We start from the raw sequence: 23,558 nt of genomic DNA on the forward strand, positions 1-23,558 counted from the left end.
ACCAAGCAATCCAAATACAACGGATGGTACTCCTGCTAACGTTTGATTATTAATCTCTATTATTTTTTTAAATAGAGATTCCTTCGCATATTGCTCTAAATAAAGTGCTGTTCCAACTCCAAATATAAAAGAAACAGGTATAACAATACTCATAAATAATATTGTCCCTGACAAAGCTGCAGCAATACCAGCTTCTTTCGGATTACGTGAAGCGAAATTTGTAAAGAAATCTATTGAAAGATAACTTATACCTTTTTCAACAATTTGAAACAGTAACAAAAACAAAATTACGATTGAAAATAAAATTGCTATATAAAATAACAATTTGTAAATTCGATCTTTTAAAAAGCGTGATGCCATATTTTTTTGTATTTTTTTATGATTCAACATTCGCATATTATGTCATCCTCCTAAAACGGCGCATAATTGACTGCGAAATGATGTTCATAATAAAGGTAAACAAAAATAACGTTGCGCCTACAGCATACATGCTGTAATACGTAATCGTTCCATGCGGAGCATCACCTAAACTTACTTGCACAATATAGGCTGTTAACGTTTGAATAGAATGTGTCGGATCAAGCGATACATTTGGTGTGGATCCTGCTGCAATTACAACGATCATCGTTTCACCAATTGCACGAGAAGCTGCTAATATAATTGCTGCCATAATCCCTGTAAAAGCGGACGGAAACACCACTTGTTTTACCATTTCAAACCGCGTCGCTCCGAGTGCTAATGAAGCTTCTTTCGTCCCTTTCGCCACAGCTCTCATCGCGTCTTCAGATAGAGATGCAATTGTAGGCATCATCATAAATCCGATAACGATTCCTGGACTAATCGCATTAAAAAACTGTAAATCTGGTATAATCCTTTGTAAAAGCGGTGTAACAACTGTTAATGCAAAAAAACCATATACAATTGTCGGGATACCTGCTAATAGTTCTAACATCGGCTTTAATATTTTTCGTGCACTATTTGAAGCATATTCGCTTAAAAATACGGCACACGCTAAACCGATAGGAATTGCTACAAACATAGCAATTGCTGTTACAAGGAACGTTCCACATATAAGTGGTAATATACCGAATTTAGGATCTTCAAAAAATGGTAACCATTCTTTCTCCGTTAAAAAGGAGTATAATGATATTTTTTGAAAAAACATGATTGTTTCATTAGAGAGCGTAAAAACAATTCCAAGTGTCGTCACAATAGAAACACTAGCAATTATTTTTAGTAATAAAGGCACTATTCGATTGATTCGCTGCGTTTTTTTTCTTTGTTTTGTATTTCTTTCAATCAAATGTTGTACAGAAAATGTAATTTGACTTTTGTCATTATGAGCCAAAGATGAAAACCCCTTTCCACCCTGACATTACCTTTTTATTTCTGTTAACATACGCAGCTGTTCATTGTATTTTTCTTTTCTTAATTTTACATATCCGACCTCTTCAGCGAGGTTACCGACATGCTGAATCATAAACTCAACATAGTTTGCTACATTCATTTTATTTCGGATAGATGCATTATTCACATAAGTAAGTAGCGGCCTAGATAACGGCTTATACTTACCTGATTGAATGGTCTCTTTCGTCGGAAATACACCATTTACTTTTATTGCTTTCACCTTATCTCGATTAGCCATATAATAAGCATATCCTACAAAAGCAATGGCATGTTTATCATTCATTACCCCTTGCATAATAACTTGATCATCTTCAGACAAAGAGACTTTTTTTACAATGCGATGATTTTGTAAGATGACATTTTGAAAATAATCATACGTACCAGAGTCTACGCCTGGTGCATAAAACTTCACTTGTTCACGTGGCCATGTTGAATGAATTTGTGACCATCGCTTCTCTCTTCCATCTTCACTCCAAAGTAGTCGTAACTCGTCTACTGACATATCGTCTACCCATGTATTATGGCGATTCACAACAATCGTAAGACCGTCGTTAGCAACCTCAAAAGGTGTGAACTGAATAGAGTTTTTCTTCATTTCATTTTTCTCGACTTGTTTCATTACTCTCGAAGCATTATTTATATCTACTTCTCCTTTACTGAAACGATTAAATCCTCCCCCAGTTCCAGAAATACTGATGGAAATTTTCACGTCTGGATGCACCTTTGTATATTCCTCCGCTACTGCTTCTATAATAGGAAAAACCGTTGAGGATCCATCAACTCTCACTTCTCCCGTATCATTTAAAGCAAATGCAGTAGACATTTCAAAACAGAGGAACCATATTGATAATACGAAAACTTTAATCGGTGTACGCATCCATTTCACGTGTTCTTCCTCCTAGAAGTAACCGGAAATAACAGGATTACAGATATAAGAATACTGCTAAACTATTAATTCGGTTTTAATTGTTTGTAAAAGTTTTGTAAAGTTCCACAAAAATCAACATACGGTACAATTTTAATTCAGTAGTAGCTATTCATTTCCTCTGATGATTTCCCTATAAAACAGTTATCCCCTATCCCATCATATACAAGTATCATTTATACGGCCGCGTTTTTTCAATGTTGTATACTTGTCCACATTTATTACACGATATGCATAAACCATAAAAAAAAGCACACTATCTTTTCAGATAGTGTGCTTTTTTACAACTTTTTTATTCATCATCTTGCTCTTTATTTTTATTGTCTTTATCATCTTTTGGAGCTTCACCATTTACTTCCTTGTTTTTCAAATCAAAGTAAGCGTCCATAATTTCACGACCAATATATCCATTAATACCAGTCTTATCATCATGTACCCATGGAACGACAACAGAGAATGCTACTTCTGGATCTTCAAGTGGCGCATAACCTACTAATGTTAAGTTATATGTTTCCACACGTTCACCTTTTGCATTTCTACCAATCTCTTTATCTCCACCATACACAGTTTGCGCCGTACCCGTCTTCCCTGCCGCTTTATATTTTGCACCTGTAAAGTATTTTGTAGCTGTACCACCTGAATCATTATACACTTGTCTAAATCCTTCTTGAACATGTTTAATTTGCGATTCCGGCATATCAATACGATTTAATACTTTCGGTTCCATAGATTGAACAACTTTCCCAACTTCATCTGGTTTCACTGCCGGTTGACGAATTTCTTTTACAACTTGTGGTTGCATGCGATATCCGCCATTGGCAATCGTCGAAATATATTGCGCTAATTGAAGCGGTGTATACGTATCATACTGTCCAATTGATAAATCTAGTAAGAAACCTGGTTGACTACTTCTACCCATCTGACCAGCAGATTCATTCGGTAAATCAATTCCTGTTTTTACACCAAGTCCAAACTGTCCAAAATAATAACGCATCGTATCAAATGCTTTTTGAGGTATATCTAACGTACCACCTCTCACATATTTAACACCGGCGATATTCATCGCTGTTTTAAACATATAAACGTTAGAAGACATTTTTAAAGCTGTAAGGTCATTAATGTATCCCATCGTTTTCCAAGACGACTTCGTAGGTGTACCTTTTAATTTAATTGGTTCATCCAATTGCACCGATCCTGGTTGAATCGCACCAGTTTGATATCCAGTAAGTACTGTTGCACCTTTTACAGTTGATCCCATCGGATAAGAACTTGTCATGGTACCTAATGCAAAGTCATTTACTTTCGTTTGACCATCTTCGTTAACTAATTGTTTCCCCGCCATAGATAAAACTTCACCATTTTTTGGGTTCATCATTACAACGAATGCGCGATCTAAAAGAGGTTCGCTTCCTTTAAATCTCATTAAATTCTTCGCAAGAATATCTTCCACACGCTTTTGTAATTCCATATCAATTGTTAAATTCAGATCATTACCACTTTGTCCTTTTGATACATTAATCGTTTCTAAAATATTACCGTTTTTATCTGTAACATTTCTAACTTCTGCTTTCGTACCGTGCAGACTATCTTCATACTGTTGTTCAAGATAACTTTTTCCTACTCGGTCATTTCGATTATAATCACGAACAAGATAGTAATCTAGTCTTTCTCTCGGTAAGCCTTCATCAGATGTCGACACCCCACCTAGTACACTTCGGAATAAATCATCGTACGTATATTTTCGCTCCCAATCAACATTCGTATCTACACCTGGTAATGCTGCTAGGTTTTCACTAATAATCGAATATTCCTTTTCTGTAGCATCCTTTTTAATAACTTGAGGTGTCATTGCATATCCGCCGTCCATCTTACTTTTAATCGCTAGTATTTCTAGATCTTTTGCGGATAATTGATTAATCTCTTCTTCTGTTACACGACTTCGCTGACGCTCGTCTAATTCTTTATCATCAATTTTTTTATCTTTAAACTCTTGACGATCTTTATTCGTAATTTTTTCTTTAGCTTCCTCTTTATGCATAGCAAGCCAATAATCTTTTTTATCGCGATCTGTTAATTTATCTGTCGGTACTTCAATCAAATCTGCTAGCTTTTTCGCTGTTTCTAAGCGATCTTCTGCAGTTGATCCTTTCATTTTTGTAAATGTAATAGTACGAACGGCTGCATTATCTACTACAGGTCGCCCATAACGGTCAAATATTTTCCCACGCGGTACAGGATTACTTATCGTTGAGTTTTCTTTCTTCTCCACTTCATTCTTATATTCTTCACCGCGAACAATTTGTACATATCCGAGCCTTACAATAACCGCGGAGAACATTAAAAACACGCAGAAAAACAGCACGTTTAACCGAAAAGGAACGTGGGTCTTTTTCTTATTTTGCTTCTGCTTCTTGCTCATACAAACCCCCTCTACCAACAGCTATGTAATGTGAAAGGGACACCTTCATACAGGTGTCCTCACTGCTGTCTTACATCTTTTTCTATTCTAGCATAAAACAAACGAGAAGTTAACCTTCTGGTTCAGTTTGATTTTGCGCGTTCCCTTGCGTTACAACACTTGCTTTACTCGCATTTCCCTCATCATATTTGACATTTTTAACTGCAAAATAAATAAGAAAATGTCCAGCACCTAAAATACATAATAAGTAAGGTAAACTTTTTTCAGGTGGAAAGAATAGTACAGCACATAAAAAACTTAAAATGGAACAGATTCTTCCGGCGTTTAACCACAACTCCCGAACAACGACATATTCCACACGCCATTCTCTCGCATTTTTCGCTCTACCAATTACGTCATATGTCATTGATCCGTACGGAACAAGTAATATAGGATATGCAATTGCAATACATGCCGCATAAATAAGTAATTTCGTGTATGTAACATTGAAAATAACTAAAAAGACGACAGCATATAAAATAATGCCTCCAAGTAAAATTGCTTTTTTTCGCCACTCCTTCTTTAACATACGAGCAACTAAGTAGTAACATACAAAGGATACAGCAGAGTTCACTAAACTGTATTTCCCTAATGCAAACTCACTATTAGTTGCTAAATAAACATATACTGAAATGACAAAAATAAACGTTCCTTCTCTCAATCCTTGGAAAAAATGAGCTCGTGTAATCTTTCCCCAATTTTTATCAATCCGTCGTTCTTTCAATACTTGCACGATTTCATAACGCCCTTCACATTCTCTTTTAGATAAAAAGAAGCTTAAGACGACAGCAATTGCAAATAGAACTAATGAAAGAAAGAATATAACAGTATAGCCACTCCATTTCTCCATACGTGAAATTGTGTATCCTGCTGCTATTGGTCCAATCATTCCAGAGAAGGATGTAAGAAGTCCAAGAAACCCATTAAAGAAATCTCTTGTTTCTGGTTCTGTAATTTCAAATGTCAATAAGTTAAAAGCCAACCAGTAAAAACCGTATCCTACTCCTAAAAGAGCCCCCATTAATAAAATATACTGAGAAGCACTTTTCCCTGCTACTAAGACAACAATAAAAAAAATTGCGAGCGTCCCTACTCCTATTCGTAATAAAATCGAGCGATCGATACGTTTCGCTAATTTTCCCCCTACAAGAAATGTGAGAGGCTGTAATACCACGCTGGCTAAATTATACAAGCCAAGATTCACATAATTTTGTGTTTGTTTCCATAAATAAATATTTACAAACGTATTCGATAAAGAAATTGCGAGCGTGTATAAACCTCCTATAAGGAGCAATAACACTAAATCCCGATTCACTTCAACGTCACCAATTATATGTTTCCATTTCATACACAACTCTCCTTTACTTCATGTTCTAGTCTTCCAAAGACAAGCCCAATTATGTAAAAGGAAAGCATAGAAAAAAGCTAGGAGCTCTCCCCTAGCTTTTTCTATATTTATTACGATTATTTTGCTTCTTGGTAACGTTTTTCAGCAGCGTTCCAATCTACAACGTTCCAGAATGCGCCGATGTAGTCTGGACGACGGTTTTGGTAGTTTAAGTAGTAAGCATGCTCCCAAACATCTAAACCGATAACTGGAGTTTTACCTTCAGTTAAAGGAGAATCTTGGTTTGGAGTGCTTGTTACTTCTAACTCACCATTGTTTACTACTAACCAAGCCCAACCAGAACCGAAGCGAGTTGCGCCAGCTTTTGCGAATTCTTCTTTGAATGCATCGAAGCTACCGAATTTTGCTTCAATTGCAGTTGCAAGTTCACCTACAGGTTGTCCTCCGCCGTTTGGAGATAGGATTGTCCAGAAGAATGTATGGTTAGCATGTCCGCCACCATTGTTACGTACTGCTGTACGGATTGCTTCTGGTACTTCGTTTAAGTTTGCAACTAATTCTTCTACGCTTTTGTCAGCTAATTCTGCATGACCTTCTAAAGCAGCGTTTAAGTTTGTAATGTACGTGTTGTGATGTTTTGTATGATGGATGTTCATTGTTTCTTTGTCAAAGTGAGGCTCTAAAGCATCATACGCATAAGGTAAATTTGGTAATTCGTGTTTTGCCATTGTTATATTCCTCCCAGTTTATGTATTGCCACTTAAGTGACATACAACTTCATTCTACCCTAATTGCCATAGGGTGCAAACAAATAAATCACATTGTCTTGCTATCATTAAAGTAGCAAAATTCCCACTTCTTTTCAATTAAAATGCTCATATATTCCGTAAAAAAAGCTTCCTTCTACAAGGAAGCTTCCTGCTAACATAATAAACATGCGAAATGGATATGGACCCTGTAGGACTCGAACCTACGACCGGACGGTTATGAGCCGTCTGCTCTAACCAGCTGAGCTAAGGGTCCACAATTATGTATGTAACAACATATCAAATAGAGGAATTCCTATCGGATATGCTCTTTAAGAAATGTAAGATAAATTTACCATATAGAAAAGAAAAGTGTCAATTGTATTTTTCTTATTTAAAAGAAGAAAGTTAATAAAAGAAATTTAGTTATCTCCACTATATGTAAATATAATATATCTTGAGATTCTCTAGATTCCTACGTTACAATGATTTTATACATACATAAAGGAAGTGAATCTATGTCCATATTTACCCAATTCGTAAAAAGCATATACTCGCCTAAAGATATGGCACTATTCCGTTTTCAAAAAATCGGTAAAACCATTTTGTATATTATGCTACTTTGCTTAATTACTACTATTCCAAGAACTTTTTTGTACGGTAGTTTTATCCAGGATGGTGTTGGCATGGTAAATCAAGTCATCGATAAAGATTTACCTGATTTTAAAATCGAAAATGGCGAACTAAAAGCCGATATTGATCAACCTATTGAAAAAGAAGAAGGAAATACACTTTTCGTATTTGATCCAAATTCAACAGACCTAGAAAAATATCAAAATAAAACAGGTTTATTTGTTTTAAAAGATAAAGTAGTCTCTATGGGAAATGGTCAAACACAAACGTATTCTTATAACGATTTGTTAGGTGCATCTCTTGAGAAAAAAGATCTACAAGAATTTATTTCTTTATTCGATAATATTTATCCAATTTTATTATTTGTTATTGGATTCTTAGTGTACCTATTCCAATTATTCATCACTTTTGTAGGCGTGACTTTACTTGCGTTCATCGGTTCTGCTATGAGCGGTCAACGTAAACTATCCTATAAACAAGTTTGGACACTAACTGCATACAGCTACACGATCCCAACCATTTTCTTCATGATTATGGATTTATTCAAAATCGTCGTACCTGGAGCAACGTTCATTTATATCGCTGTTGTTTTAATCGTTCTATACTTAACGATTAAAGAGGTACCCAAACCGAAAGAAAAATAAAAAATGCCTAAATAGGCATTTTTTTTTGGGACAAGCATATATTCCTAGCAAAGGAGTGAAGAATATGAAGAGATTAGGTATATTCCTATTCGTGCTTGTTCTCGGTTATATATTTTATTACGATATAAAAATCGGTACTTTACCGATGTTAAGTTCATATAAAAAAACAACTGCTGCTCAAACAATTAAAAAAGAAAACACAGACAGTCAACAAAATAAAGCGAACAAAACAGAAAAAGAAACGGATGTATCTTATAAAACAATTGAAGTAAAAACTGGTGAGACAGTTCTTTCTATTACAGAACAAATTAACAAGAAAAAAATTCCTTCCATAGAAAAAGTCATTGACGACTTTAAACAATTAAACAAAAGTACATCTGCTACAAAAATACAAATTGGAAAGTCTTATAAATTCCCGTTATATCAATAAGCTATCACTTAATCCTTGTCAATTACATAAAGGCGCTGATACAATAGTAAAAGTGAAACCGAGTACTTCGGTTTCTATAGCCCTATATCACGTATACTATCATTGATATGAGGGACTAAATAAGAAACTTCTTTTATAAGGAGAGCGATCTATTCGTGAATGAAATGACTCATCGTACAAAAACACGTCCAGTTAAAGTCGGTAATTTAACAATCGGCGGTAATAATGAATTAATTATACAAAGTATGACAACAACAAAAACACATGATGTTGAAGCAACAGTTGCTGAAATCAAGCGTTTAGAAGAAGCCGGCTGTCAAGTCGTCCGCGTTGCCGTTCCAGATGAACGCGCAGCAGATGCTATTGCTGATATAAAAAAACAAATCAACATTCCACTTGTTGCTGATATTCATTTTGATTATCGCCTTGCTTTAAAAGCAATTGAAGGTGGCATCGATAAAGTACGTATCAATCCAGGTAATATTGGTCGTCGCCATAAAGTAGAAGCTGTTGTAAATGCAGCAAAAGAGCGCGGTATTCCAATCCGTATCGGTGTAAACGCTGGTTCATTAGAGCGACACATTTTAGAAAAGTACGGGTACCCAACTGCAGATGGTATGGTTGAGAGCGCGCTACATCATATTAAAATTTTAGAGGACTTAGATTTCCACGATATTATCGTATCTATGAAAGCCTCTGATGTTAACTTAGCAATCGAAGCATACGAGAAAGCTGCTCGTGCTTTTGATTATCCATTACATTTAGGTATTACAGAATCTGGAACATTGTTTGCCGGAACTGTAAAAAGTGCTGCTGGTCTTGGAGCAATCTTAAATAAAGGCATCGGAAATACACTACGTATTTCATTAAGTGCTGATCCAGTTGAAGAAGTAAAAGTTGCTCGCGAATTATTAAAATCATTCGGTCTTGCGTCTAATGCAGCAACACTTATCTCTTGTCCAACTTGTGGTCGTATTGAAATCGATTTAATTAGCATTGCTAACGAAGTGGAAGAATACATCTCTACACTTCAAGTACCAATTAAAGTTGCAGTACTTGGTTGCGCTGTAAATGGCCCTGGTGAAGCTCGTGAAGCTGATATCGGTATTGCCGGTGCACGTGGAGAGGGATTATTATTCCGTAAAGGGCAAGTCGTTCGTAAAGTACCAGAAGAAACAATGGTAGAAGAACTGAAAAAAGAAATCGACGTAATTGCTGCTGAAATGGCTGCTGAACGAGAAAAAGAAAAAGAGACACAAGAACAATAAAAAGAAGGTTGCCACAATATTTGTGAGCAACCTTCTTTTCTACGTAAAAAAGCTCGTCAGTTACATAACCGACGAGCTTTTACTTTGCACATTTTGGACAACGACCATATATTTCAAACTTATGACCCGTTACTTCATAACCAGTAAAATCTTTATTCATAAAATCCATTGGGCAGGAAGTAATCTCTTTCGTCCCCCCACAATCCAAACAAATAAAATGATGATGATGTTCCATAATAGAACAAGTAAAACGAAAATGTTTTTCGCCATTTAATTCTGTTTGTTCTAAAACACCAATCTCAGCAAAAACTGTTAAGTTACGATAAATCGTATCAAAACTAAGCCCTGGATAATCGTCTTTCATATGTTCTAAAACGTCTTTCGCAGTTAAATAACGATTATGTGCTGCAAATAATCTGAGCATCTCTTCTCTTTTTCCAGTATGTTTATATCCTTTTTCTTTCATTAGGCGTAAAGCTTCTGTTAGATTCATACCTATCCCTACTTTATGCAGTTTTTTTCTTCTTCCATAAAATCGCACCGATTAAAATAAGAACTGCTATCATAACAATTGTACCACCTGGCGCTAGATCAAGTTGATACGAAGCAAACATTCCACCAATTACTGCAATTTCACCAAATAAAATGGAAAAGAAAATTGTTTGTTTAAATCCTTTAGCAATACGAATACTTGCTGCAACTGGTAATGTCATTAATGATGATACGAGAAGAACCCCCACTACACGCATTGATACTGCAATGACAAGAGCAACTAATATAATGAAAATAAAGTGAATCCATTTCGCTCTTAAACCAGTTGATACTGCGTATTCCTCATCAAATGATAATAGAAACAGCTCTTTATATAATAAAATAATTGTCGCAACAACAACAATTGCTACAATCCCAATAATAATTAAATCTGTACTTGTTACAGCACTGACACTACCAAATAAATAACTAAATAAGTCTGTGTTAAATCCATTTGCAAGTGAAATGAAAATAACTCCAACCCCCATCCCTGCCGAAAGGATAATTGGAATTGCTAATTCTTGATAGTGCTTATATACAGTTCGTAACTTTTCGATTAGTAGCGCTCCACCAATCGAGAAAATCATCCCCATATATAAGGGGTTTAAAAATCCACCTGTAAAAATGGTTTTTTCAAGTAATAAACTTGCTGCAATACCCGATAACGTCACGTGACTTAATGCATCCGCAATAAGAGATAAACGACGAATAACAACAAACACACCAATTAGCGGTGCAACAAGTCCAATTAAAATACCTGCGTATAAAGAATTACGTAAAAAGTCATATTGTAAAAAATCTTGTATCATTATATCCTCCCGTGATGCTCATGTTCGTGTTCTAAACGATGAACATGATGTCCATATAAGACGGACATTTCTGCATCTTCTAACTCTCGGAACTTCTCTACATTTCCATGGAAATGTAGATGTTGGTTTAGGCATGCAACATGTGTTACTTTTTCAGTAACAGCTCCCATATCATGAGTAACAAGAATTAATGTGATCCCGAGCCTTTTGTTTAAATCCTCTAATATTTCGTAAAAACTTTCCACATTTTTCACATCGATTCCAACAGTAGGCTCGTCCAAAATAAGCAATTCAGGATCACTAACGAGCGCACGAGCAATAAATACACGCTGTTGCTGTCCACCAGAAAGCTCTCCAATGTTACGACCTTGAAACTCACTCATCCCTACATCAGCAATTGCTTTTTCTACCTTTTTTTTATCCTCTTTTGTAAAAAAGCGAAAAAGCCCTTTTTTCGAAACAAGTCCCATTGAGACAACTTCAGAAACAGTTGCTGGAAAACCAGAATTGAAACTATTTGCCTTTTGGGATACATAACCAACTTTGTTCCATTCCTTAAACTTCTTACTATCAACGCCAAACACGCGTATGCTTCCTTCTTTTGGCTTTAAAACGCCTAATAAACACTTAAGTAAAGTTGATTTACCTGAACCATTCGGTCCCACTAAACCTAAAAAAGCTCCCTTCGGAACTTGCAAATTAATATTTTCTAACACATTCCGATCTTCATATCGGAATGTTAAACCTTCAATTTCTAATATATTATTCATAGCATCTCACCTATTTTAATTCAGAATGATTCCGATTTATATCTATTTGAATTATAGTACAGCTTATTATAGTTGTAAACCAATCTGCCTAAAATATATCTATTTTTTCAAGAAACCTTACTATTATAACAAAAAGCAGAGAAAAATTCTCTGCTTTCAAAAAATATTCCTATAAACTTTTAGTGAATAGCCGATTTAAACTTACCACCATTTGTCTCTTGCGTGCTCATAATCGTAACAAACGCATTTTCATCAATTTCATGCACAATTGACTTTAATTTCGTCACTTCTAGACGCGTTACAACTGCATAAATAACTTCTTTTTCTTTATCCGTGTAACCACCTTTTGCTACAAGCTTTGTCGTTCCACGGCCAAGACGATGCAAAATCGCGTTTGATACTTCCTCATATTGATCAGATACAATTAAAACCGCCTTCGTTTCATCTAGCCCTTGAATTACTGTATCGATTGTTTTAAATGCGATATAGTACGTCATAACAGAATACATCGCTTGTTCCACACCAAACACAAATGCTGCCCATGCAAAAATAAATAAGTTCACAAACATTACGAATTCACCAACAGAGAACGGTAGTTTCTTCGTTAATAAAATCCCCATAATTTCAGTTCCATCTAACGACCCACCATGACGAATTACAAGTCCTACACCAAGACCTAAAATAAGCCCACCAAACACTGTCGCTAAAATAGGTTCTGTTGTAAATGGTGGCACCGCATGTAACGTTGACTCAATGAAAGCTAACGCTACAATACCAAATGTCGAAGATAACATAAATGTTTTTCCAATTTGCTTATAACCGGAATACATAAATGGGATATTGAGAACAACGACTAAAGTAGAAAAACTTAACCACCAAATGTTAGGAGTAAGATAATCTAATATAAGAGAAATACCAATAATTCCACCATCAATAATTTTATTTGGCATTAAAAATAGTTCAATCGCCACCGCCGCGCATGCTGCTCCAAAAATAATCATAACTAAACGATAAATAAGATGAATAACACTTTCTTTTCGATGTTGCTTTTGCTCCATAAGCCCTCCCTGTACTCTTTTTCTGTAGTTTCGTCCTTATATTATAACATACGCTTCTTTTCCTCATGAAAAAAGAAACTCCATACGAATATGTACAAGCTACATGCTCATATATTTCGATAGAAGAACGCGTGAAGGAGGATAATAAGATGAACCTCATTAAACAAATTGTTAATAAAAAATTAAATCATATTTCTACAAAAGAGTTATTAAAATATAGCAAAGAATACGAAGTTCCTATTACAGCCGCACAAGCTGACCAAATCGTTTTACTTATGAAGGGTAAAAATATTAATATTTACGATAACAACGAGCGACTAGAGCTCTTAAAACAGATCGCAAAAGTAACTTCCCCTGCCACTGCCCAACAAGTAAATACATTATTTCAGCAACTACTAAAATAAGGAGGGGATTTCCCCTCCTTATTGCGCTTTAATTTTTTCAAGAAGCCCTTCATCAAAAGTGCCGTTTTTCAGCATTTCGATTTCCAATTTATATGGTGGCTTCTTATCTTTTTTATCTTCCCCTACATACGGTGTTTCAAGAATTTTTGGTACATGCATTAACTGTGGATGATGTACAATGTGATGCAATGCTTTATACCCAATGTGACCAAATCCAATGTTTTCATGACGGTCTTTTCCTGCTCCGCGTACATTTTTACTATCATTAATATGAAGTACTTGTAAACGATCTATACCAACGATCTTATCAAATTCGTTTAATACGCCGTCAAAGTCATTTACAATATCATATCCTGCATCGTGCGTATGACACGTATCAAAGCATACGGATAGCTTTTCATTATATTTTACACCATCAATAATCTTTGCAATTTCTTCAAAGCTACGACCGCATTCTGTTCCTTTTCCTGCCATCGTCTCTAACGCAATGTTAACCGTCTGTTCTGGCGTTAACACTTCATTAAGCCCTTTAATAATTTGTTGAATACCAGCATCTGCTCCAGCACCAACGTGCGCTCCTGGGTGAAGAACAATTTGTTTCGCTACACCTAATGCCGATGTTCTTTCAATTTCCATGCGAAGAAAGTCTACGCCTAATTGGAATGTTTCTGGCTTCGTCGTATTCCCAACATTAATAATATACGGCGCATGGACGATAATTTCCTCAATTCCGTTCAGCTCCATATGTTTTCTTCCTGCTTCTATGTTCAATTCTTCAATTGGTTTTCTTCGTGTATTTTGCGGTGCACCTGTATAAATCATAAACGTTGTTGCACCGTATGAAACAGCCTCTTCACTTGCTGCTAATAACATTTTCTTACCACTCATAGAAACATGAGATCCAATCTTTAACATACAATCACCTCTTCAATATACAGTAGATATAATGATAGCATAATTTGTAGAAATATGTAGTGAATTGTTTGTTCACAAAAGACGCACTACACAAATTCATATGACTATTTAGACAGACTATACTCTTCATTTAAATTAGCGGGATTAAAAAAAGATAAGGGAAACCCCTTATCTTTTTTTATTGCTATATTTTCTCTTCACTTTGTCACGTTCTGTTGCAAGTTTACGTTTATAGTTTGGTTTTACTTTTTTTGGTTTTTTAATAACTTTCGTTGCCATAACATCAAGTTCGTCATTTGGTTTTTTACGGCTCTTACGACGACGACGCTCACCTAAATCTGCCCACTCATCTCCACGTAAATCTACATGTTTAAACTCGATATGACGTTGTTTTTCTAAGCTATCTAACGCTTCTTCGTTTGCTGGATCATAAATCGTCACTGCAATACCAGAATGCCCCGCACGTGCTGTTCTTCCAACGCGGTGAACGAAGAAATCTAAATCTGATGGTAGCTCATAGTTAATAACATGGCTAATCCCTTCAATATCAATACCACGTGCTGCTAAATCAGTCGCAACAATATATTGGAATTCAAGGTCACGAATTTGTTTCATCATTTTTTTACGATCACGTGGTGATAAATCCCCGTGAATTCGTCCAACTTTTAAGCCACGTTCCATTAATCCATCAGCAACTTGGTCTGCCATCTTTTTCGTATTCGTGAAAACAACTGCTAAATACGGTTTAAATTGAAGTAGCATTTTATGCACTAAATCAATTTTATTACGATGTTTAGAAGGCACTAAATAGTGTTCAATGTTTCCAGCTGCAACTTGTTTTGGATTGATATGAATATGCTCTGGATTCTCCATATATTTCTTCAGAAACGGTTTTAGTTTTTGAGGAATTGTTGCAGAGAAAACTAACATTTGCAAGTTTTTAGGCATGCGTGCTGCAATTTTGTCTACATCATGAATGAATCCCATATCAAGCATTAAGTCTGCTTCATCGACAATAATCGTATTTGCTTTATGAACAAATAATGCTTGTTCTTCAACTAAGTCTTTAATACGTCCTGGTGTCCCAACTACGATATGAGGTTGTTTTTTCAATTTCTCAATTGAACGTTGTTTATCAGTTCCACCAATTAAACAACGTGCTGTAATCATTTGGTCTTCCGCACAAAACTTTGTTAATTTCACGATTTCTTCGTAAATTTGTTGTGCTAACTCACGAGTAGGCGCTGTAATAACAAGTTGTACTTCTTCACGACTTGCATTAATTCTGTTTAATGTAGGAAGTAAGTATGCATGTGTTTTCCCAGAACCTGTTTGGGATTGTCCAATTACACTTACACCTTTTTTCACGACTGGGAAAATTTTCTGCTGAATTCCTGTCGGCTCTGTAAAGCGTAGTTCACGAACTGCATCTATTAAAAATGGTTTAAAATCATACTGTGTAAAAGTTTGTTGTGTCATAAGTTACACCTTCTTTCTAAAATTTCTACTGCGCGCACAAATCAGTCAAGTCTACATTATATCGAAATCTACAAGTAAAATCCATCTTTAGTTTAGGTTTTCACTTCAAAAACTAACCTTCTTCCCTTTTATTGCATATTGTATGTGTATATACCTAACTGAAGAAAGGAGGATTTCTCACATGTTTCCGAAATCCCCTACAAGGCAAATGTATCCGAATCCAGGGCAGCAACCTTATACACCATATCCAATTCCACAACTACCACCAATGGCACAAAAAAAGAAAGGTTTTCTTGCTAAGCTTTTTAAAAAACACGATCCAACCGAGCCTTTTATGCAAATGGTTCCACCTTACCGACAAATGGAAGGGCAACCGATGATGCATCAGCAACCACCACCGCCCCAATATCAACAGCAATATCCGCAGCAATACCAACAACAATATCCGCAGCAACATCCACAATATCAACCATACATGCAGCAATATCCTGAGCAAATGATACCGCCTCAAATGTATGAATCAACTGAAACGCGCGGGGGCACAACTACAGCTGCGGCAACAGCAAGCAGTGGCATCGGCAGTTTTTTTTCGAACTTAATTTCAAATCCAACTAATATGATAAATAACATCGAAAAAGTATCCCAAGTCGTTCAATCTGTAGGTCCTGTCGTCGAACAGTACGGTCCTATTATGCGTAGTCTACCAAGCATTGTTAAAATCCTCACCTCTGGAAAAAGCACGGAAGAAAATCAAACGGAAAATGTAACAGAGCCAGTTGAAGTAGAAAGTCCGCCTCCTGCACCTCAAAAAAAGAAACGAAAACGAAAGAAAATAGTGATTGAACCTGTAATAGAAAAAGAGTTACCGAAAGAACCAGTTCAACAAACAGCAACAAAACCAAAACTATATGTGTAACAATCCTTTGTTTTCTATCCACTCCTCCTTTATAATGTAAAAGACTATGCACAAAAGTATCCCTTGTTTAGAAGGAGAGGATTACTCATATGAAAATTGTTAAAATTTCCCCTCGTGGTTATTGCTACGGTGTTGTCGATGCAATGGTAATTGCACGTAACGCCGCATTAGATAAATCATTGCCGAGACCCATTTATATTTTAGGTATGATTGTTCACAATAAACATGTTACAGACGCTTTTGAAGAAGATGGAATCATCACATTAGACGGTCCAAGTCGCTTAGAAATTTTAGATAAAATTGATTCTGGTACTGTTATTTTCACTGCACACGGTGTTTCTCCAGAAGTTAAACAACGCGCTAAAGAAAAAGGTTTAACGACAATCGATGCTACTTGCCCAGATGTTACCAAGACGCATGACCTTATCGAAGCTAAGAAAGCGGAAGGGTATCATGTCATTTATATCGGTAAAAAAAATCATCCAGAGCCAGAAGGCGCAGTTGGTATTGCACCTGACATCGTTCACCTTATCGAAAGAGCCGATGATTTAAAAACATTAGAAATCCCAACAGATAAAATTTTAGTAACAAATCAAACAACGATGAGTCAATGGGATGTTCAACATTTAATGGAGGACATTCAAAAAAAATTCCCAACAGCAGAATTCCATAAAGAAATTTGTTTAGCAACTCAAGTTCGCCAAGAAGCTGTCGCTAAACAAGCTGATGTTGCAGACTTAACAATTGTTGTTGGTGATCCGAAAAGTAACAATTCAAATCGCTTAGCACAAGTATCACAAGAAATCGCGGGTACAAAAGCATATCGAGTTGCTGATGTAAGCGAAATTCAATTAGAGTGGCTACAAGGTGTAGAAAACGTAGCTGTTACAGCAGGTGCTTCTACTCCAACGCCAATTACGAAAGAAGTTATCGCTTTCTTAGAGCAATATAACCCAATGAATCCCGCTACATGGGAAAGAGTTCGAAAAGTACCGTTACAAAAAATATTACCTCGCGTGAAAGTGAAAAAAGAACAATAATAAAAACCGTTGCTTGCATGAGCAACGGTTTTTATTTTTCTTATACAAATATAAATGGATCTGTATGTAACTGCGAAGCATGAATGTGTACATTGAGTTTCTTTGCATCTACTTTTTCTTGTAATTGCTTTTGTACACCTTGTTTCATTACTTTTTCAACATTATGTCCTGGGTCAACTATATTTAAACCGAGCATCATCGCATCATGAGCAACATGATAGTACATGTCACCAGTTACATATACATCTGCTCCTTTAAATTTCGCTTGGTTTATATATTTATTACCATCTCCACCAAGTACAGCTACTTTACGCACTTTATCGTCTAACTTACCGACAACCCTTGCGCCCTTCACGTCTAATGATTGTTTCACATGTTCTGCAAATTGACCAAGCGTCATTTCTTCTTGTAAGTATCCTATTTTTCCTAGGCCTAACGTTTCACCTTTATTATCAAGCGGATACACATCGTATGCTACTTCTTCATAAGGGTGCGCCGTTACCATTGCTTTAATCACTTTCCGCTGTAATGAAGCTGGAATAATCGTTTCGATTCGCACTTCTTCTACACGTTCTAACTGTCCAGTTTCCCCGATATAAGGATTTGTCCCCTCTTGAGGCACAAATGTGCCTGTACCCTCGCTACTAAACGTACAGTGGCTATAATTGCCGATATGACCAGCACCTGCGTCTCCTAATGCATCCCTTACTTCTTCTGCATGAGTGACTGGCACAAACACAACAACTTTTTTCATTTCTTCTGCATATGTCGGTGCCAAAACTTCTGTATTTTGCAATCCTAACGCCTCAGCAAGTAAATCATTTACCCCGCCCTTAGCAACATCCACATTTGTATGCGCTGCATAGATTGCAATATCATTTTTAATACACTTTTCAATAATTTTCCCATACGCCTTATCTGTATGAATCGCTTTTAACGGGTTAAAAATTAAAGGATGATGAGCAATAATGACATTTGCCCCTAATTGAATTGCTTCATCCACAACTTCTTCCGTTACATCTAACGCAATCAATACGTGCCGCACGGGTTTATTAAGCGCTCCAATCTGCAGGCCAATCTTATCTCCTTCCATCGCCAAATGCTTCGGATACATACTTTCAAATAAAGAAATAATTTCATGGCCATTTGGAATTTTACTCATGATAAAACCTCCCCTATCATTTTCATTTTCGCTTCTACTTCCCCACGCTTCGCTTTTGTTTCTTCAGAATCAGCTGCACGTTCTAACTGTTTTAAAATATTTTGGAAGTTTTTTAATTCTCCTTCCCATTTTTCAACGAAGGCTTCACTTTTTTCTGTTATTAAAAATGGTCCCATAAACAATTCAGCTTGTTTATTTTCAGAGTAAGGCGCTGCAACATTTCCTCGCTCCCCTACTAAAATTTCGTAAATTTTCCCATCTTCTTTTACGATTTTTTCATGGATAAGCTCCCAACCATTCTCAATAAACCATTCACGAATATGATGCGCTGCAATATTAGGCTGTAAAATTAAACGTGTTACACCTTCTAATTTTTCTTTACCACTTTCTAAAATGTCACGAATTAACGCTCCGCCCATTCCGGCAACTGTAATTACATCTACTTCTCCTGGTGCGATAACAGCTAGTCCATTCCCTTTACGCACATCTACTTTATCTTGTAAACCACTTTCAGCTACAGTTGCTTGCGCAGAGCGAAATGGTCCATCTACGACCTCTCCTGCAACTGCTTTTGTAGCAATATTATTTATAATTGTATAACACGGTAAATACGCATGATCCGATCCAATATCAGCGACTGTAGATCCTACTGGTATTTCACGTACAACTTCTTCTAATCGTTTTGAAAGCTTTACTTCATTCATGTATTTCCATTACTCCTTCTCTTGTCAGTCTGTCTCCATGATAATGAATTTATAGTAGTTGTTGCAAGCCCATAACAACAATTCACTGCTCTATCATTCATCGTATTTTAGAAAATATAGAAAAACAAGCCCTTTGCATAAGCAAAAGGCTTGTCATACGGAACTTTATTTTTTCTTCGATAACCAATCAGCTACTTTAGCGGCTTGATCAGCTGGAACTATATTGGCAGGCATATTGCCTTTTCCTTTCGAAAGAATTTCTTTAATTTCATCCTTTGAAAGTTTCCCACCAATTTTTTGCAAGTTAGGTCCAACTGCCCCTTGTAACTGATCACCATGGCAGCTCGTACAGCTTTGCTTCACAATATCTTCTGGTTTTGATGCCGTTTGTGCTGGCTTCCCGCCATTTTTTGCATCAGCTAACTCTTTAGATTTATTTAGCCCCTGAAATGAAAATACAAACATAACGATAATACCCAATGCTGCAATAAGAGCGAACGGAATCAGCGGATTACGTTTCATATCTCTTCTCCCCCCTCTATACCCCTAAATAGTTAGATGATTCAGTCATTTCCATTGTACTTGAAAACGCTCTATCAGAAAAGAGTAAACTACCACTTGTTAAAAATATTCCATAAATTCAGTTTATTGTTTTTTATTGTCATATCGCTTATTATTTCGATAATTATTAACGTTTCTCATCATATTTTTCGCTTTTCTACATATATTTTTGTATAGAATAAACAAAATTAATCGAAAAATCGAAAAATGAGCATTTGCAAATCAAAAGACAATTCTGTAAAATAAATTACAAGAAATTGTAATCGTTGCCGATAGCTAAATTTTAACAAAAATTAACAAAATAAAAAAGTTTACTTCACAATGGTGAAGTAAACTTAAAAAATAACCTATTCTAAGAAATCCTTAAGACGCTTACTACGGCTTGGATGTCTTAATTTGCGAAGTGCTTTTGCTTCAATTTGACGGATACGCTCTCTCGTTACGCCGAATACTTTCCCAACTTCTTCAAGCGTACGAGTTCGTCCATCATCTAAACCGAAACGAAGACGTAGAACATTTTCTTCACGATCTGTTAGCGTATCTAACACATCTTCTAATTGTTCTTTTAGCAATTCATAGGCTGCATGGTCCGCAGGCGATGTTGCTTCTTGGTCTTCAATAAAGTCACCTAAATGGGAGTCATCTTCTTCACCAATTGGTGTTTCAAGAGAAACTGGCTCCTGTGCAATTTTTAAGATTTCACGTACTTTTTCTGGAGCAAGATCCATTTCTTCACCAATCTCTTCAGGAGACGGTTCACGACCTAAATCTTGTAATAATTGGCGTTGTACACGAATTAACTTGTTAATCGTTTCAACCATATGAACTGGAATACGAATTGTTCGCGCTTGGTCTGCAATGGCACGTGTAATAGCTTGGCGAATCCACCAAGTTGCATACGTACTAAATTTGAAACCTTTACGATAATCGAACTTTTCAACAGCTTTAATTAGACCCATATTACCTTCTTGAATTAAGTCTAAGAAAAGCATACCACGGCCTACATAGCGCTTTGCAATACTTACTACAAGACGTAAGTTTGCTTCTGCAAGACGACGTTTCGCTTCTTCATCGCCTTCTTCAATACGCGTTGCAAGTCGAATTTCTTCTTCTGCAGATAGTAAGTCTACACGACCAATTTCTTTTAAATACATACGAACAGGATCGTTGATTTTAACCCCTGGTGGTACACTTAAATCATTGAGGTCAAACTCTTCTTCTGTTTTTGAAATTTGGCGATTATTAGGGCCTTCTTCGTTGTCATTATCACCAACTAAGTCAATGCCTTGTTCACCTAAATATTCATAGTATTCATCCATTTGATCGGATTCAATTTCAAATCCATTCATGCGTTCTGCAATCTCTTCATATGTAAGAACGCCACGTTTTTTTCCGAGCTCAGTGAGTTGTTCTTTCACTTGCTCAAGGGTCATTTCAGTTTCAATTTGTTTAGAACGAGCTGGTTTGTCAGCCATCTGTTCCCCTCCTTACGCGAGATACAAACATTCATTATACTAAAACTTTATCAAAAAAGCTATTTTCTCGCTTTTTGATTTTGTAAATATGCTACATAATATTTAGCAGCCTCTACAGGATCTGTTTTTTCCATTTGTTTCACTTTAAAGATGATCTCCATCTTTTCAAGTTTTTCCTGATGCCGCCTAAGCGTCTCCAAATGGCCTTGCAACACTTCTTCTGTGTATTCTGGATTAATAAATTCATCCGTCGAAATATCAGTGATAATATTTTTCAACTTTTCATCAGAGAGCCAACTTAAAAATGTTCCGACTGAAGGTTCATTTCCCTTTTCATAATATGCGTATAGTTCATATAAAATCCCTTTATGTTCTTCTGTATGAAAATCTTCTATATGGGATTCCATACGAACAGCTACTTCTGCACTTTGCAACATATGGTAAATAATTTCTCTTTCCGCTCTTTCAAAACCTGTTAACTTCGGTTTTGTTTGAACGACTTGAGACGGTTTAGCAACCTGCTTTATTTGTTTTTGCTGTACCTTTTGTTCTTTGCGATATTGGTGCAATTGATTCAAAAGTGTTTCCATTGAATACGAAAATTCTTGCGATAATGACTTCAAATATGACTCTGCCTGCATCGCATCTTGTAACAACGATAACTCTTTTAAAACACTTTTCACATATTCTTCTTTGCCAGACTCATCTTGCAAATTTTTCCCTAAACGCAAATAATTTATTTTAAAACCAACAAAACTCACACTTGATTTCACAAGATTTTCAAAAGCGGTAGTCCCATATTGTTGCACATATTCATCAGGATCAAGCTTATCTGGCAAGGATGTGACTTTCACTTGGCAACCAACTTTTAGCAATAATTGCCCTGCTTTCATCGTCGCTTCTCGCCCTGCTTTATCACCATCATAGCAAAGAACAACAGTTTCAACGTTACGTCGCAGAAGTTTTGCTTGTTCTTCAGTTAAAGCTGTTCCCATTGTCGCAACAGCTTCTTCCACACCACTTTTTACCGCAGCTAGTACATCGGCATATCCTTCAAAAAGAACCACTTGCCCACGCTTTCTAATAAACGGTCTTGCTTGGTGGAAGTTATACAACAATTTACTTTTGTGAAAAATCGGTGTTTCAGGGCTATTTAAATATTTCGGAGTGTCATCCCCTAACGCCCTTCCACTAAACGCTATCACCTTACCTTGTAACGTATAGATCGGGAACATAACTCTTCCACGGAAGCGATCGTAATGACTACCATCCTTCTCACTTCTTATTAGAAGGCCAGCTTGTTCCATACTAGACAGCGATAAACCTCTTTTTTGTAAAATTTTCGTCGCCGCATCCCAAGCAGGTGATGCATAACCAATTTCAAACTTCTCAATCATCTCTTTCGTAATACCACGGTTTAATAAATATGAAAGTGCTTCATTTCCCTCTTCCGTATTTACTAATAAATGATGATAATACTTTTTCAATAATTCATGAGCTTGTTGCATGATGACAGTGTCATCAGATATGTCTTCTTGTTGTCCTTGTCCTGATGTGTACTCTGCAACCGCAATTCCATTTCTTTCACCTAGCTTTTGAACAGCCTCGGTAAAAGCCAGTCCTTCCATTTTCATTAGAAAGGAAAATACATTTCCACCTTCTCCACATCCGAAGCAATGAAAAATTTGCTTATCAGATGAAACAGAGAATGAAGGAGAATTCTCACCATGAAATGGACAAAGGCCGAAATAGTTACGCCCCTGTTTTCTAAGTTGAACGTATTCACCAATGACTTCTACAATATCGGATGATGTCCGAATCTGTTCAACAACTTCTTCGGGAATTCTGTTCCCCATAACTCCATCTCCGTGTCGT

Annotated in this window: 23 protein-coding genes and 1 tRNA gene; 6 read left to right on the forward strand and 18 right to left on the reverse strand. The window is 36.3% G+C overall.

Annotated elements, in window-relative coordinates; translation table 11 throughout:
* The 7 genes from MR107_RS09670 to MR107_RS09700 form a co-directional block, all read right to left on the reverse strand.
* Positions 1 to 396, reverse strand: a 396-nt coding sequence (locus MR107_RS09670) for an ABC transporter permease family protein (RefSeq protein ID WP_472926403.1), incomplete at its 3' end; no start/stop codon positions are given.
* A gap of 1 nt (position 397) precedes the next feature.
* Positions 398 to 1,348: a phosphate ABC transporter permease subunit PstC gene (gene pstC, locus MR107_RS09675; RefSeq protein WP_000940918.1), complete on the reverse strand. Its 951-nt coding sequence runs from the start codon at positions 1,346 to 1,348 to the stop codon at positions 398 to 400.
* Between the two features lie 27 nt (positions 1,349 to 1,375).
* Positions 1,376 to 2,293 carry a PstS family phosphate ABC transporter substrate-binding protein gene (locus tag MR107_RS09680; protein WP_000871830.1) on the reverse strand — a complete coding sequence of 306 codons (918 nt, stop codon included), beginning with the start codon at positions 2,291 to 2,293 and terminating at the stop codon, positions 1,376 to 1,378.
* Positions 2,294 to 2,624: 331 nt separating this feature from the next.
* The gene (locus tag MR107_RS09685) at positions 2,625 to 4,751 is read right to left on the reverse strand and encodes a peptidoglycan D,D-transpeptidase FtsI family protein (RefSeq protein ID WP_000038992.1); all 2,127 of its coding nucleotides are present in this window, start codon (positions 4,749 to 4,751) and stop codon (positions 2,625 to 2,627) included.
* A gap of 109 nt (positions 4,752 to 4,860) precedes the next feature.
* Positions 4,861 to 6,138 carry an MFS transporter gene (locus tag MR107_RS09690; protein WP_000871384.1) on the reverse strand — a complete coding sequence of 426 codons (1,278 nt, stop codon included), beginning with the start codon at positions 6,136 to 6,138 and terminating at the stop codon, positions 4,861 to 4,863.
* 116 nt (positions 6,139 to 6,254) lie between these two features.
* Positions 6,255 to 6,866 (reverse strand): superoxide dismutase [Mn], encoded by a 612-nt coding sequence (gene sodA / locus MR107_RS09695; protein WP_001052031.1) that lies wholly within the window; start codon positions 6,864 to 6,866, stop codon positions 6,255 to 6,257.
* A gap of 221 nt (positions 6,867 to 7,087) precedes the next feature.
* Positions 7,088 to 7,161, reverse strand: a tRNA-Ile gene (locus MR107_RS09700).
* A gap of 241 nt (positions 7,162 to 7,402) precedes the next feature.
* Here MR107_RS09700 and yqgB point away from each other — a divergent pair.
* The 3 genes from yqgB to ispG all read left to right on the forward strand — a co-directional run bounded on the left by yqgB (position 7,403) and on the right by ispG (position 9,859).
* The gene (gene yqgB, locus MR107_RS09705) at positions 7,403 to 8,161 is read left to right on the forward strand and encodes a protein YqgB (RefSeq protein WP_000021898.1); all 759 of its coding nucleotides are present in this window, start codon (positions 7,403 to 7,405) and stop codon (positions 8,159 to 8,161) included.
* A 64-nt stretch (positions 8,162 to 8,225) separates the two neighbouring features.
* Positions 8,226 to 8,591 (forward strand): protein YqfZ, encoded by a 366-nt coding sequence (yqfZ, locus tag MR107_RS09710; RefSeq protein ID WP_000825414.1) that lies wholly within the window; start codon positions 8,226 to 8,228, stop codon positions 8,589 to 8,591.
* Between the two features lie 164 nt (positions 8,592 to 8,755).
* Positions 8,756 to 9,859: a flavodoxin-dependent (E)-4-hydroxy-3-methylbut-2-enyl-diphosphate synthase gene (gene ispG, locus MR107_RS09715; RefSeq protein ID WP_153577907.1), complete on the forward strand. Its 1,104-nt coding sequence runs from the start codon at positions 8,756 to 8,758 to the stop codon at positions 9,857 to 9,859.
* A 79-nt stretch (positions 9,860 to 9,938) separates the two neighbouring features.
* On the opposite strand, the gene MR107_RS09720 is transcribed toward ispG, so the two are convergent.
* From MR107_RS09720 to MR107_RS09735, 4 genes are all read right to left on the reverse strand, one after another.
* Positions 9,939 to 10,352: a Fur family transcriptional regulator gene (locus MR107_RS09720; protein WP_001054516.1), complete on the reverse strand. Its 414-nt coding sequence runs from the start codon at positions 10,350 to 10,352 to the stop codon at positions 9,939 to 9,941.
* Between the two features lie 13 nt (positions 10,353 to 10,365).
* Positions 10,366 to 11,199 carry a metal ABC transporter permease gene (locus MR107_RS09725; protein ID WP_000613815.1) on the reverse strand — a complete coding sequence of 278 codons (834 nt, stop codon included), beginning with the start codon at positions 11,197 to 11,199 and terminating at the stop codon, positions 10,366 to 10,368.
* A complete protein-coding gene (locus MR107_RS09730; protein WP_001059662.1) occupies positions 11,199 to 11,969 on the reverse strand; it encodes a metal ABC transporter ATP-binding protein in 771 nt (256 codons plus the stop codon). The genes MR107_RS09725 and MR107_RS09730 overlap by 1 nt, the downstream gene beginning before the upstream one ends.
* A 179-nt stretch (positions 11,970 to 12,148) precedes the next feature.
* Positions 12,149 to 13,027, reverse strand: coding sequence for a YitT family protein (locus MR107_RS09735; RefSeq protein ID WP_000435963.1), 879 nt, complete (start codon positions 13,025 to 13,027; stop codon positions 12,149 to 12,151).
* A gap of 149 nt (positions 13,028 to 13,176) precedes the next feature.
* Between MR107_RS09735 and MR107_RS09740 the strand changes: the two genes are divergently transcribed.
* Positions 13,177 to 13,431, forward strand: coding sequence for a DUF2624 domain-containing protein (locus MR107_RS09740; RefSeq protein ID WP_001048954.1), 255 nt, complete (start codon positions 13,177 to 13,179; stop codon positions 13,429 to 13,431).
* A gap of 18 nt (positions 13,432 to 13,449) precedes the next feature.
* Here MR107_RS09740 and MR107_RS09745 read toward each other — a convergent pair whose 3' ends face one another.
* Together MR107_RS09745 and MR107_RS09750 are read right to left on the reverse strand one after the other, a co-directional pair.
* Entirely contained in the window at positions 13,450 to 14,346 is an 897-nt protein-coding gene (locus MR107_RS09745) for a deoxyribonuclease IV (RefSeq protein ID WP_000912460.1), read from the reverse strand.
* A gap of 168 nt (positions 14,347 to 14,514) precedes the next feature.
* Positions 14,515 to 15,825 carry a DEAD/DEAH box helicase gene (locus MR107_RS09750; protein WP_000194017.1) on the reverse strand — a complete coding sequence of 437 codons (1,311 nt, stop codon included), beginning with the start codon at positions 15,823 to 15,825 and terminating at the stop codon, positions 14,515 to 14,517.
* Between the two features lie 181 nt (positions 15,826 to 16,006).
* Between MR107_RS09750 and MR107_RS09755 the strand changes: the two genes are divergently transcribed.
* Both MR107_RS09755 and MR107_RS09760 read left to right on the forward strand, forming a co-directional pair.
* Complete coding sequence (locus tag MR107_RS09755) at positions 16,007 to 16,741, forward strand: YqfQ family protein (protein ID WP_000484167.1); 735 nt, start codon at positions 16,007 to 16,009, stop codon at positions 16,739 to 16,741.
* Between the two features lie 89 nt (positions 16,742 to 16,830).
* A complete protein-coding gene (locus MR107_RS09760; RefSeq protein WP_000706662.1) occupies positions 16,831 to 17,781 on the forward strand; it encodes a 4-hydroxy-3-methylbut-2-enyl diphosphate reductase in 951 nt (316 codons plus the stop codon).
* A gap of 40 nt (positions 17,782 to 17,821) precedes the next feature.
* On the opposite strand, the gene MR107_RS09765 is transcribed toward MR107_RS09760, so the two are convergent.
* From MR107_RS09765 to dnaG, 5 genes are all read right to left on the reverse strand, one after another.
* Entirely contained in the window at positions 17,822 to 18,943 is a 1,122-nt protein-coding gene (locus MR107_RS09765) for a Nif3-like dinuclear metal center hexameric protein (RefSeq protein ID WP_226368601.1), read from the reverse strand.
* Positions 18,940 to 19,647, reverse strand: a complete 708-nt coding sequence (locus MR107_RS09770; protein WP_001006542.1) for a tRNA (adenine(22)-N(1))-methyltransferase — start codon at positions 19,645 to 19,647, stop codon at positions 18,940 to 18,942. The genes MR107_RS09765 and MR107_RS09770 overlap by 4 nt, the downstream gene beginning before the upstream one ends.
* Before the next feature lie 165 nt (positions 19,648 to 19,812).
* A complete protein-coding gene (cccA, locus tag MR107_RS09775) occupies positions 19,813 to 20,169 on the reverse strand; it encodes a cytochrome c550 (RefSeq protein ID WP_000828141.1) in 357 nt (118 codons plus the stop codon).
* Positions 20,170 to 20,555: 386 nt separating this feature from the next.
* On the reverse strand, positions 20,556 to 21,683 hold the full coding sequence (rpoD, locus tag MR107_RS09780) for an RNA polymerase sigma factor RpoD (RefSeq protein ID WP_000764065.1): 1,128 nt from the start codon (positions 21,681 to 21,683) through the stop codon (positions 20,556 to 20,558).
* Positions 21,684 to 21,742: 59 nt separating this feature from the next.
* Complete coding sequence (dnaG, locus tag MR107_RS09785) at positions 21,743 to 23,539, reverse strand: DNA primase (RefSeq protein ID WP_000528221.1); 1,797 nt, start codon at positions 23,537 to 23,539, stop codon at positions 21,743 to 21,745.
* Positions 23,540 to 23,558: the final 19 nt, after the last annotated feature.

The sequence above is a fragment of the Bacillus cereus group sp. BfR-BA-01441 genome (assembly GCF_022663075.1).
Classification (GTDB): Bacteria; Bacillota; Bacilli; order Bacillales; family Bacillaceae_G; genus Bacillus_A; species Bacillus_A cereus.